The following is an 11223-nucleotide window of genomic DNA, read 5'->3' on the forward strand; positions in this document are numbered from 1 at the left end:
GGGGAGTTGGGAGGTTCCCAGGGGGCTCGGGGCGGGGTGTAGTGCGGTTGTTCCGGGCGCGGCGGCGCCGCTTCGAGGGTGCCCGAGGCCGAGGCGAAGCGGTCGTCCAGCGTGTCGCCCCCCGCTGCCGGACCCGTGTCGTCGGTCGAGTCGTCGTACAGCTGGCCCCACCAGTCGTCCTCCTGTCCGGAGGTTCCGGTCGGCCTGTCCCCCTGATGGCTCATGCCCCTTATTGTCCACCGCACGGGGCGTACGAAAACGGGGCATCCGGAAATAGTCAGCCGGAAGAAGGAGACGAGCCGACGGACTGTCTACGCGGCTACCGCACGTCGTACGCGCGGGACACCGTCTGGGAGACGGAGTGGCCGTTAGCGTCCGTCAGTTCGGTCCTGAGCCAGACCTGTGCACCGGAGGCTCCCGCGTGGTCCACGGTCGCCGTGCGGCTGTCACCGGTGCCCGAGACCGCCGCCTCGGTCCAGGTCTCGCCCTCGTCGTAGGAGTACGAGACCTTCGCGTCCCGGATGGCGCCCGGCGTGTAGCCCGCGTGCCCGGTGACGCTCAGGCCGAGCCGCAGCCCGTCCTTCTCCGCCACCGTCTTCAGCCCGTCCTCCGGCAGCTTCACGCGCGGGAAGAGGATCGGCAGGGGCTGCGAGTACTGCGACGCGTCGAGCTTCGAGCGGAACGACCACACCGTCCGCACCGACTCCGACCGCTTCCAGACGGCGGAAGGCTGGCCGATCTTCATGGTCCGCTGCTCGAGTTCGTACGCGGCGTCCTCGGCCGGGACCTCGAACACCCCTGACGGATAGGCGCTGTTGCCGATCGGTTCGCCGTCCCGGCGCAGTTCGAGGCTGCCGATGTCGCCGAAGGAGCCCTGCTCGGCGTGGTGCGTGCCGTCGCCCCACATCGCGGCCGAAAAGCCGATCAGGTTGGCCTGCCGCTCGGCGACGAGGGTGGGCTTGCCCGCCGCGTCGCGCGGTGCGGTCGGCCCGACCACACCGTCGTACCAGCGCTCGGTGCGCTTGCTTCCGGCCTGGTAGGTGCGCTGCGGGTCGATCATGAACTCGCCCCACGGGAAGCTGCTGGAGACGATGTGGTCCCAGGCGGTGTCGCCCGCCGAGTAGTACTCGGTGCGCTTGCCGGGTGCGGCGACCGGGTCGATGAAGCCGAGGGAGACGGCGTTGCCGATCGGGCGGTAGGCGGCGGGGTTCTCGATGTAGTCGGTGGCCACGCCCATCGAGCCGTACGTCGCCTCGGTCTTGCCGAGCTTGCGGTCGCGTACCCGGTAGGTGCGGTCGCGGCCGATCGGCCCGTCCTCGAAGAAGCCGAGGTTGTAGACGTACGGGCTCTTCGCGGTGGCCTTCCAGGCGAGTGTGACCTTGCCGGTGGCGAGCTTGCCGAGCAGCGTCTTGGCCTCGCCGGACTCGACGCCGAGGGTGGGCAGTTCGGCGCCCAGGAACCCGGCGCCCGGCTGCCAGCGGCCCGGTGCCTCGCGGTGGGCCAGTACGGCCTTGGCGCCGGCGGCCTTGGCGTCCCTGGCCACCGTGCCGACGGCTCCGCTGTCGGGGAGCAGCACCAGGGCGACCTTGCCCTTGACGTCCGCGGCCGCCAGCTCGTCGGGCGAACCCTGGCCCGCGTCGACGAGTTCCGCCTCACCGGTGCCGTCGAGGTTGGTGGAGCCGGTGCCCGACGCGACGGGGTGCAGGGTCAGTCCGTCGGTGGTCTTCAGCTCGGAGACCAGCGGTGCGTACTGTCGCCAGTAGCTGCCGAACTCGAAGTCGCCGTCGCTCGCCTCGCCTTCGACCGAGGCGTAGTAGCCGCGGACGCTCCGGCCGCCGGAGGCGCTGCCCGCGTGCAGCCAGGTGTCGTCCCAGGCGCGGGCGAAGGACAGCGTGCCGCCGCGGGTCTCGGTCTTCCGCTCGGCCTCGGCCTTGAGCCGGTGTGCCTTACGGGCGTCCAGGACCAGGGTGGTGTCCCGGGTCAGCTTCAGCTGCGGGCGGCCGAGGTAGCTGAGCGAGTCGGTCAGCGTGGCGCCCTCGCCCGCGTCTGGGGTGGTGACGAAGCTGGAGACGAAGTACGCGCCGGTGCGCAGCCGGTAGGTCTGCTCGGCCGCGCCGTCGTTGAAGCGGCGTTCACCGGTTGCGTCGTCGGTGCCGATGACGTCGATGGAGGACGCGCCCGCGGCGGGCTTGCCCAGCCGGTCGACGAGTTTGACCGTCAGCGTCGCGGTCTCCGGCTCGACGTACAGCGAGAAGGGCGTGGAGACCGAGACGCCGTCGGCGGTGGCGAGCAGACGGCCCGTCACATCGCCGTACTGGGCGGCCTTCAGGCGCGCGGTCGGGTCGATCTTCAGCGGCACCTTGACCGTTTCACCGGCCGGTACGGTCACCGAGCGGGCGCCGAGCGACGCGACACGGGAGCCGACGGCGGAGCCGTCGTTGCCCGTGACGCCTTCGACGGCGAGGCTCAACGTGACCGGTTTGTCACCGGTGTTGGTGTACGGCACGTCGACGGTGGTGCGATCACCGCTGTCCTGCGGCCAGTTGAAGGTGCCGCCCTGGACGGCGGGTGTGCCGAGCACCGTGGCGTCGACGGCCGCCTTGACGTCCAGGGCGCCCCCGCCGACCTCCCGTACGTCGCCGGGGACGTCCGCGTTGGCGGACGAGACGAGAGCGGCCTTGAGCTGCTGCGGTGACCAGTCGGGGTGGCGCTGCTTGAGGATGGCGGCGGCGCCCGCGACATGCGGGGTCGCCATCGACGTACCGCTCAGCGACTGGTACGCGTAGGCGCCGCGGCCGCCCGCCGATGCCGCGGAGATGCCGACACCGGGGGCGGCGATCTCCGGCTTGAGGGTGTGGGTGTCGATCGCGGGGCCGCGGCTGGAGAACGAGGCGGTGGAGTCGTCGCGGTCGACGGCGCCGACGGTCAGCACGCTGGGCGCGCAGCCGGGCGAGGACACGGTGTTCAGCGAGGGGCCGGAGTTTCCGGCGGCTATGACGAACAACGCGCCGCTCTTCTGGGCGAGTCGCTCGGCGGCCATGCTCATCGGGTCGGTGCAGTCGGTGGGTTGGGGGCTGCCGAGGCTCATCGAGACGACATCGGCGCCGTTGTCGACGGACCACTCCATACCGGCGACGATCCACGACTCCAGTCCTGAGCCGTAGTCGTTGAGCACCTTGCCGTTGAGGAGTTCGGTGCCGGGCGCGACGCCCTTCTTCTTGCCGTCGCTGGCCGCGCCGGTGCCGCCGACCGTGGAGATGGTGTGGGTGCCGTGGCCCTGGCGGTCGTCGGCCGTGTCGGAGTCGGTGAAGTTCTCGTTCGCGGCGATCCGGCCCCCCAGGTCGGGGTGTTCGGCGTCCGCGCCGGTGTCCAGGACGGCGACCTTGGTGCCCTTGCCGTCGTACCCGTCCGCCCAGGCCTGGGGTGCGTTGACCTGCTCGGTCGACTGGTCGAGTGTGCCTTCGACCTTGCCGTCCAGCCACAGCTTCTTCAGACCGGTGGCGGCACGGGACTTACGGGCGGTGACGTCCGCCCAGAAGTCGGCGGACTTCTTCTTGTCGGCCTTGAGGGCGACGCCGCGGACGGGCGCGAGTACCGCCCCGCGCTTGGCGCCGCGGGGCGCCTGTGGGGCGCTACGGGCGACATCAACAGATTTGTCGTATACGGCGATCAGGGGCAGCGCCTTGCTGTGCGCGTCGTCGTATCCCTGCCGGATCAGGCCCGTGACGTTGAAGAGCCGTTCGTCGACCCGGCCCGCGGTGAGCGCGCCGACCGCGCGCTCGGGGTAGACGTACAGGTCGTCGCCCGACTGCCGGGTCTGGATGAGGGGTTGGCCGCCGTCCTCGCCGGGCAGCGCGGTGGCGGCGCTCCGGCCTGACGCGTCGGTGGTCACCAGAATCCGGTCACCGGTGACGAGGGTGACGGTGTGCCGCTCCCCCTCGGCCGCGGCGGCCTCGCTGCCGACCAGCGGCCGGTTCCTGGGCGGGTCCTCAGGTGGCTGCGCCACCGAGGGCACTGCTGCGGTGCTGGCCAGGACGGCGGCGATCGCCACGCCCAAGGCACTCCGCGTTGTCGCTCGCATCGGTCTCCCCACTCGAGTCTGCGGTGGCGACACATTGGCAGAGTGGCGGGTGGTGCAGGGATGATGTTGAGCGGCGGGTTTCCGCCGTGGCCGTTTCCCGCCAGAGTGGGGTCCGGGCTCGGGGACCAGAGCTTGGGGTGCAGAACGTCGGGCAGGGCTTGGGGAGCAGAACGTCGGGCAGGGCTTGGGGAGCAGAACGTGGGGAAGGACAGTGGCTTGCTGGGGGCAATAGGACTCGACGGGGTGCAGGAGTCGGCGTATCGCACGCTCGTCTCACTCGGTGTCGCCGACGTGCCCGATCTGGCGCGGCGGCTCGCGCTCGGCGAGTACGAGACGGAGCGCACGCTGCGCCGACTCGAACAGCACGGCCTCGCGGCGCAGTCGTCCGCGCGCCCGCGCCGCTGGGTGGCGGCCCCGCCGGGGGTCGCGCTCGGCGCCCTGCTCACCCAGCAGCGGCACGAGCTGGAGAAGGCGGAGCTGGCGGCCGCGCTGCTGGCCGACGACTACCGGGCGCAGGCCACCGAGCCCGGCGTCCACGACCTGGTCGAGGTGGTGACCGGGGCGGGCGCGGTGGGTCGCCGCTTTCTGCAGTTGCAGCTCGGCGCGACCCAGGAGGTGTGCGCCCTGGTGACCGGGAAACCGGATGTGGTCGCAGGCATGGACAACGACGCCGAGCCGCAGGCCGCGGACCGCGGCGTCGACTACCGGGTGGTGGTCGAGCGCGACGTCCTGCTGCAGCCCACCGGGCGGTACGAGCTGTCCGCCGCGCTCGGCCGCAACGAGCGGGTCCGCACGGTCGACCGGGTACCGACCAAACTCGTGATCGCCGACCGCTCGCTGGCGATGGTGCCGCTCACGCCGCGGGACGCGGAACCGGCCGCGCTGGTCGTCCACGCAAGCGGGCTCCTGGAGTCGCTGACCGGACTGTTCGACGCGGTGTGGCGGGACGCGCTGCCGCTGCGGCTCAGCGCGGACGGCGGCCCGGTCGAGGAGCGTCCGGACGGCCCCGACGCCACCGATCTGGAGATCCTCTCGCTGCTGCTGGCCGGGCTGACCGACGCGAGCGTCGCCAAGCAGCTGGAGCTCGGGCTGCGCACCGTACAGCGCAGGGTGAAGCGGCTGATGGAGCTGGCGGGCGTGACGACCCGGCTGCAGCTGGGGTGGCACGCGTACGAGCGGGGCTGGGTGGCGCGGGAGCCGCGCTGACAACGGCGCGTCACGCCGCCGCCCCACGGGCTGGCCAGAAACGGCCTGCGCGGCCGCTCTGACCTGCCAAATCGTCCGGCCTCCTGCACCCTGGGCAGATGGGTGTCTGGGAGCTCCTGCTGGTCAGCATGGTGATGCTGCTCGGCCTGAGCGGGGTGCTGATCCCCGGCGTTCCCGGTGCCTGGCTGGTGTGGGGGGCCGTCCTGTGGTGGTCCCTGCGGGTGCAGGCGGGCGTGGCCTGGTGGGTGCTCGTGGGCGCCACGGCCGTCCTGCTGCTGGCCGAGGCCGTGAAGCTGCTGCTGCCGCCGCGCCGGATACGCGGCCTCGGGGTGGACCGGCGGATGGTGGTGTGCGCGGGGCTCGGCGCGCTGGTCGGGTTCTTCGTGGTGCCGGTGGTGGGCGCGGTGCCGGGCTTCATAGGCGGGATCTACGGCTCCGAACGGGCCCGGCTCGGCGGGCACGGGGCGGCGATGGCGTCCACCCGGCTGCTGATGCGGGCGGCGGGGACGAGTGTGCTGGTGGAGCTGATCGCGTGTCTGCTGGTCATGGGGGCGTGGCTCGGGGCGGAGATCCTGGGGTGACGGCAGGGCCGCACGGTTAGGGCCTCACGGGTTGGGCCTCACGGGTAGGACCTCCCGCATAGGACCTCCCGCGTAGGGCCTCCCGCGTAGGACTCCAGGCTGATGCGGGTACCGGAGCGGGCGTGCCAGGCTCGCCGTATGACCGAATTCAGCGAGGCCGAGCGCGCGTACCTCAAGACCCAGCGCCTGGGGCGGCTGGCGACCGTCGATCCGACGGGCCAGCCGCAGGCGAACCCGGTCGGGTTCTTCCCCCAGGACGACGGGACGATACTGATCGGCGGGTACGCGCTGGGTACCACCAAGAAGTGGCGCAACCTCCAGCACAACCCCAAGGTCGCCCTGGTCGTGGACGACCTGGCCAGCGTCACGCCCTGGCATGTGCGCGGCGTGGACATCCGAGGCGAGGCGGAGCTGCTGACCGGTCCGCATGAGCTGGGCCCGCACTTCAGCGAGGAGATCATCCGCATCCACCCGAAGCGGATTCACAGCTGGGGCCTGGACGAGAAGGCCTGACGTCCGGGACGCCCCCAGAGGTCAGATCGCTCCTTCGAGGCTCAGCAGCAGCTGCTTGCGCTCCAGGCCGCCCGCGTAACCGGTGAGCGAGCCGTCCGCGCCGATCACCCGATGGCAGGGGCGTACGACCAGCAGCGGGTTGGCGCCGACCGCGCCGCCGACGGCCCGTACGGCGGCGCGCGAGGCACCGGCCTCGGCGGCCAGCGCACCATAGGTCGTGGTCGCTCCGTACGGCACGGAGTCCAGGGCGGCCCAGATCCGCTCGCGGAAGTCGGTGCCGTGGGTGCGCAGGACGAGGTCGAAGTCCTTGAGCTCGCCCGCGAAGTAGGCCCGCAGCTGTGCCTCGGCGTCCCGGAACGCGTCGGGCGCGCGCCGCCAGTCGGGCTGTACCGTGCGGCCGCCGCGCTGCCCTGGCATGGAGAGCGAGGACAGGGCGCCGGAGCCGTCGCCGGTGAGCAGCAGCTCGCCGAGCGGGCTGTCGAGGGTGGTGTAGTACGTCGTGGGCGTGGCGGGCGTGGGCTCGGTGGTCGTCATCGTCTGGTCTCCAGGTCTCGCTGTGTCCGAAGGTGTTGTACGGCGTACGACCGCCAGGGCCGCCAGGTATCGCTCACCGGCTCGCCCGGGAGCCCCACGTCAGGGTCCCCGAGCGCCCGCATCCGGATGTACGCCGCCGCCGCGGCGTCGACCCCGGCCACCTGAAGCAGCTCGCGTTCGGCGTCGTCGCGGTCGGCGCCCGCGTCCAGGCGTACGGAGCCGTCGGCGAGCGCGGCCGCGAGCGGCAGCGCGTCGGCGAGTGCGGCGGGCTCGGGGAAGACGTGGGTAAGCGAGCCGCACGGCACGTCCAGGGCTTTGCCGTACTCGGCCACCAGGCGCTCGGCCTCCCGGTGTCCGACGACGGCCCGGATGGCCAGTTCCTCGGGGTCGGCCGCGCCCGGTGAGCGCAGGCCGGGGCGGGCGGCCACCAGCGGGGCGAGCCGCGGCTGGGCGCCGAGCCGGCCGTCTACGGCGTACGGGTCGGCGTCCAGGTCGAAGAGCCGCCGCAGCCGCTGTACGGCGGTGGTGAGGTCGCGCAGGTCGGTGAGGTGGATGCGGGCGTCCAGCCAGGGCCCGGTCTGCCGCTCGTCCACGGCGCCGATGCCGGTGCCGTGCGGCAGCCGCAGCGTACGCCGGTAGGTACGGGCACCTGGTGCCCCGGTCACCTCTTCGACGCGGCCGACGGCCTCCGCCGCGAGCAGGTCGAAGACGGCCGCCGCGTGGTACGGGCCGCGGTGGGCGAGCCGTAGCGGTACGCCCGCGACCAGGCCGGACTCGGCGCTGCCCACTGGGAGGGCGGGCGCCCGGCTCATCCTGGTGCCGGTCTCGGCGCGCAGGGCACTCGGGGTGCGGGCGTAGATCTGCCGGATCGTGTCGTTGAACTGCCGCACGCTCGCGAACCCGGCGGCGAAGGCGATGTCCGTGACGGGCAGTTCGGTGGTTTGCAGCAGCAGCCGCGCAGTGTGGGCCCGCTGGGCGCGGGCAAGTGCGACGGGGCCCGCGCCGAGCTCGGCGGTCAGCTGACGCTGCACCTGACGGGTGCTGTAGCCGAGCCGTACGGCGAGCCCCGGCACACCCTCGCGGTCCACGACTCCGTCGCCGATCAGGCGCATGGCCCGGCCGACGACATCGGCGCGTGCGTTCCACTCGGCGGAGCCGGGGACGGCGTCGGGGCGGCAGCGGCGGCAGGCCCGGAAGCCGTTGCCCTGGGCGGCGGCCGCGGTGGGATAGAAGCGGACGTTGCGTCGTTTGGGGGTGATGGCGGGGCAGCTCGGGCGGCAGTAGATGCCGGTGGTTTCGACGGCGAAGAAGAACTCTCCGTCGAAGCGTGCGTCGCGGCTGCGCACCGCCTCGTACCTGGTGTCTTCATCGTTCACACTGCCCAGTGTGCGGGGCGCTCGCCGCACGGGCTGGCGGGATTCGGACGCGGCGTTGCGGGGCATGGGCGTGGCCTCAGACGCCGGCCGGGCTGAAAATTCAGCCCGGCCGGCGTTTGAGGCCATTCGGGAAGGGCCTGCTCAGCGGAGGCCGCGGCCCTGCTTCGCGTCCAGGGACGCCCTGCCCTGGGCCTGCTTCAGACGCCACTCGCGGCGAATCTCGTGCCGCAGCCGGACATCCGTCTTCGCCGCGATCCGCTGGTTCTCCCGCAGCAGCTTGCGATAGCTGTCGAGCCGACGCTCCGGCAGCATGCCGTCCACGAGCGCCGAGAGCACCGCGCACCCCGGCTCGGCCACATGCGCGCAGTCGTGGAACCGGCACGACCGCGCCAGTTCCTCGATCTCCGCGAAGACCTGGCCGACGCCCGACTCGGCGTCCCACAGGCCGACCCCACGCAGCCCCGGCGTGTCGATGAGAACACCGCCGCCGGGCAGTGCGAGGAGGTTGCGGGTGGTCGTGGTGTGCCGGCCCTTGCCGTCGACGTCACGGATGGCCTGGACGTCCATCACGTCCTGGCCGAGCAACGCGTTGGCCAGCGTGGACTTCCCGGCGCCGGACTGCCCGAGCAGCACACTCGTACCGCCCGCGACGACCGCGGCGAGTACATCGGTCCCCACGCCGGTCTCCGCGCTGACGGCCAGCACCTGCACTCCGGGCGCCGTCGTCTCGACATCCGAGACTAGGTGTCCAAGTGTGGCGGGGTCGGGCACCAGGTCGGCCTTGGTGAGGACGACCAGCGGCTGCGCCCCGCTCTCCCAGGCGAGCGCCAGGAAGCGCTCGATCCGGCCGAGGTCGAGCTCCGCCGCGAGCGACACAGCGATGATCGCGTGGTCGACGTTGGCCGCGAGGATCTGGCCCTCGGACCGCTTCGACGAGGTGTTGCGTACGAAGGCCGTTCGGCGCGGCAGGTAGGCGCGTACGAGCCGTGGGTCACCGCCTTCGGGGTCGACGGCGGCCCAGTCACCGGTGCAGATGACCCGCATCGGGTCATGCGGGGTGACCAGCGAGGTGTCGGCGCGGACCGTTCCGTCGGCCGTGAAGACATCGCACTGGCCCCGGTCGACACGTACGACGCGGCCCGGCACCAGGCCGTGTTCGGCGTAGGGGGCGAACTCGGCCTCCCATGCCGCGTTCCAGCCATAGGGCGCCAGCGGAGACAGAGAAGGAGACAGAGGTGAGGCAGAGGAAGAAGAGGAGGACAAGGGGTGACCCTTCACAAGGGTGGCCCCCGGCACCCACACAGGTGTGGGAGAGGAAAGAGGTCAGCCGGAGACCACGGAGGTGGCATGGATGAACTTCCGGATGCGGGCAGTGCCCGTGTCGACGACAGCCATCGGTCACACCTCCTGGTCCTGCTCAGCTGATGACGGCGGCCTACGGGCCGCCGAGGGAACGGGGCAAAGCCTAGGCTCGGGCCTCGGTGCGGCGCCAGCTCTTTTTTTGCCGCCTCTTCTTGCCGCCTCTTCTTTTGCCGCCCGGCACCTGGCAACTGAGCGCGCCGGGCCTGCGTGTATGGTCACTCGCGGTTTACCTGGCGATCCGGCTGGCGAGCGGGATCTGGCTTCAGTGTGTAGCGGGGGCGTTCCTCATGATTCTTGTCGCTGTCTTCGGAGTGGCGCTGCTGGTCGCGGTGTTGCTGTCCGGACTCGCGGCCCGGACGGTGCTGTCCACCTCCTTCCTCTTCCTGGTCGGTGGGGCACTGGTCAGCGACGGCTTCCTCGGGCTGATCCACATCACGCCGGACAGCGAGATCGTGGCCGTCACGGCCGACTTGGCGCTGTTCGCGGTGCTGTTCACCGACGGTATGCATGTCTCCTTCCCGAAGCTCAAGGAGAACTGGAAGAACCCGGCCCGCGCACTGGGGTTCGGCATGCCGCTCGCTCTCGTCGGCATGGCGCTGATCACGCACTATCTGGTGGGCCTGGACTGGACGACGTCGTTCCTGGTCGGTGCCGTGCTGGCGCCGACCGACCCGGTGTTCGCCTCGGCGATCGTGGGACGCAAGGAAGTGCCGTCCAAGCTGCGTCAGTTGCTGAACGTGGAGAGCGGCATCAACGACGGTCTCGCGCTGCCCATCGTGCTGATCCTGATCGCCGCGGCGGGGCCGACGGCCGGGCACGCCGAGTCCGACCTCGGGAAGATCGCGTTGGAGCTGGTGCTGGGCCTCGGCTTCGGTGTCGTGCTGCCGCTGCTGGTGAGCGGGCTCGTACGCCTGCCGCTGCTGGGCGCCGAACCGAAGTTGCAGCCGCTGCTGCCGCTGGCGATCGGCGTGATCCTGTACGGGCTCTGCCACCTCACGCACGCCAACCCCTACCTGGCGGCGTTCTCCGCGGGCGCCGTGCTCACCGCGGTGTCCCCGGAGGCGAAGAACGCCTTCGAGCCGCTCGGTGAGGCATTGGCGGAGCTGGCCAAGTTCGCAGCCCTGTTGGTCTTCGGCGCGCTGCTGACCCCGACGCTCTTCGGGGATCTCTCGTTCGGCGGGTACGTCGCCGTGGTGCTGGCGATCGTGCTGATCCGCCCGGCGTCGATGCTGGTCTCGCTGGTCGGTACCCGTTTCGACCGCCGGGAGCGGCTGGTCGCCGCCTGGTTCGGGCCCAAGGGCTTCGCCTCGGTGGTGTACGGGCTGCTGGTGCTGCAGGCCGGGATTCCGCACGGCGAGGAGGCGTACACGCTGATCGCCGTCTGTATCGCCTTCTCGATCATCGCGCACAGCAGCACCGACGTACCGATCGCCCGGATCTTCCACGTCGACGATCTGGCCGGTATCGACAGCGGTCACGAAGACGACCCGGTCGGGAGCGGTGGCAACGGCCCCGCTACCGCGGTCCCGGCCGAACGCGGCGATCGCTGACCGCGGGCGGGTTGACGCAC

At 71.6% G+C, this 11223-nt stretch carries 8 protein-coding genes and 1 pseudogene; 4 read left to right on the plus strand and 5 right to left on the minus strand.

All coding sequences use genetic code 11. The features are described 5' to 3' along the window. Positions 1 to 224: pseudogene (locus U9R90_RS06845) on the minus strand (hypothetical protein); the annotation flags it as partial. 95 nt (positions 225 to 319) lie between these two features. Beyond that, positions 320 to 4081, minus strand: coding sequence for a S8 family serine peptidase (locus tag U9R90_RS06850; RefSeq protein WP_411055486.1), 3762 nt, complete (start codon positions 4079 to 4081; stop codon positions 320 to 322). A 216-nt stretch (positions 4082 to 4297) separates the two neighbouring features. Here U9R90_RS06850 and U9R90_RS06855 point away from each other — a divergent pair, with 216 nt between their 5' ends. From U9R90_RS06855 to U9R90_RS06865, 3 genes are all read left to right on the plus strand, one after another. Continuing rightward, positions 4298 to 5287, plus strand: a complete 990-nt coding sequence (locus U9R90_RS06855; RefSeq protein WP_411055487.1) for a helix-turn-helix domain-containing protein — start codon at positions 4298 to 4300, stop codon at positions 5285 to 5287. Between the two features lie 98 nt (positions 5288 to 5385). Continuing rightward, entirely contained in the window at positions 5386 to 5868 is a 483-nt protein-coding gene (locus U9R90_RS06860) for a DUF456 domain-containing protein (protein WP_411055488.1), read from the plus strand. Between the two features lie 138 nt (positions 5869 to 6006). Then, positions 6007 to 6381 carry a PPOX class F420-dependent oxidoreductase gene (locus tag U9R90_RS06865; RefSeq protein WP_411055489.1) on the plus strand — a complete coding sequence of 125 codons (375 nt, stop codon included), beginning with the start codon at positions 6007 to 6009 and terminating at the stop codon, positions 6379 to 6381. Between the two features lie 21 nt (positions 6382 to 6402). Here U9R90_RS06865 and U9R90_RS06870 read toward each other — a convergent pair whose 3' ends face one another. The 3 genes from U9R90_RS06870 to rsgA all read right to left on the minus strand — a co-directional run bounded on the left by U9R90_RS06870 (position 6403) and on the right by rsgA (position 9554). Next, positions 6403 to 6915 carry a methylated-DNA--[protein]-cysteine S-methyltransferase gene (locus U9R90_RS06870; RefSeq protein WP_411055490.1) on the minus strand — a complete coding sequence of 171 codons (513 nt, stop codon included), beginning with the start codon at positions 6913 to 6915 and terminating at the stop codon, positions 6403 to 6405. Then, positions 6912 to 8300, minus strand: a complete 1389-nt coding sequence (locus U9R90_RS06875) for an AlkA N-terminal domain-containing protein (protein ID WP_411057663.1) — start codon at positions 8298 to 8300, stop codon at positions 6912 to 6914. Before U9R90_RS06875 ends, U9R90_RS06870 begins: the two co-directional genes overlap by 4 nt. A gap of 132 nt (positions 8301 to 8432) precedes the next feature. Further along, entirely contained in the window at positions 8433 to 9554 is a 1122-nt protein-coding gene (gene rsgA, locus U9R90_RS06880; RefSeq protein WP_411055491.1) for a ribosome small subunit-dependent GTPase A, read from the minus strand. A 386-nt stretch (positions 9555 to 9940) separates the two neighbouring features. On the opposite strand from rsgA, the gene U9R90_RS06885 reads away from it, so the two are divergent. Beyond that, on the plus strand, positions 9941 to 11203 hold the full coding sequence (locus U9R90_RS06885; RefSeq protein ID WP_411055492.1) for a cation:proton antiporter: 1263 nt from the start codon (positions 9941 to 9943) through the stop codon (positions 11201 to 11203). Positions 11204 to 11223: the final 20 nt, after the last annotated feature.

The organism is Streptomyces sp. E11-3 (assembly GCF_046540415.1).
GTDB lineage: Bacteria > Actinomycetota > Actinomycetes > Streptomycetales > Streptomycetaceae > Streptomyces.

Bases quoted from the DNA above. Each gene is read 5' to 3' on its own strand.
- U9R90_RS06860 (WP_411055488.1), top strand. From the start codon at position 5,386: ATGGGTGTCTGGGAGCTCCTGCTGGTCAGCATGGTGATGCTGCTCGGC.
- U9R90_RS06865 (WP_411055489.1), top strand. From the start codon at position 6,007: ATGACCGAATTCAGCGAGGCCGAGCGCGCGTACCTCAAGACCCAGCGC.
- U9R90_RS06885 (WP_411055492.1), top strand. From the start codon at position 9,941: ATGATTCTTGTCGCTGTCTTCGGAGTGGCGCTGCTGGTCGCGGTGTTG.
- U9R90_RS06870 (WP_411055490.1), bottom strand. From the start codon at position 6,915: ATGACGACCACCGAGCCCACGCCCGCCACGCCCACGACGTACTACACC.
- U9R90_RS06850 (WP_411055486.1), bottom strand. From the start codon at position 4,081: ATGCGAGCGACAACGCGGAGTGCCTTGGGCGTGGCGATCGCCGCCGTC.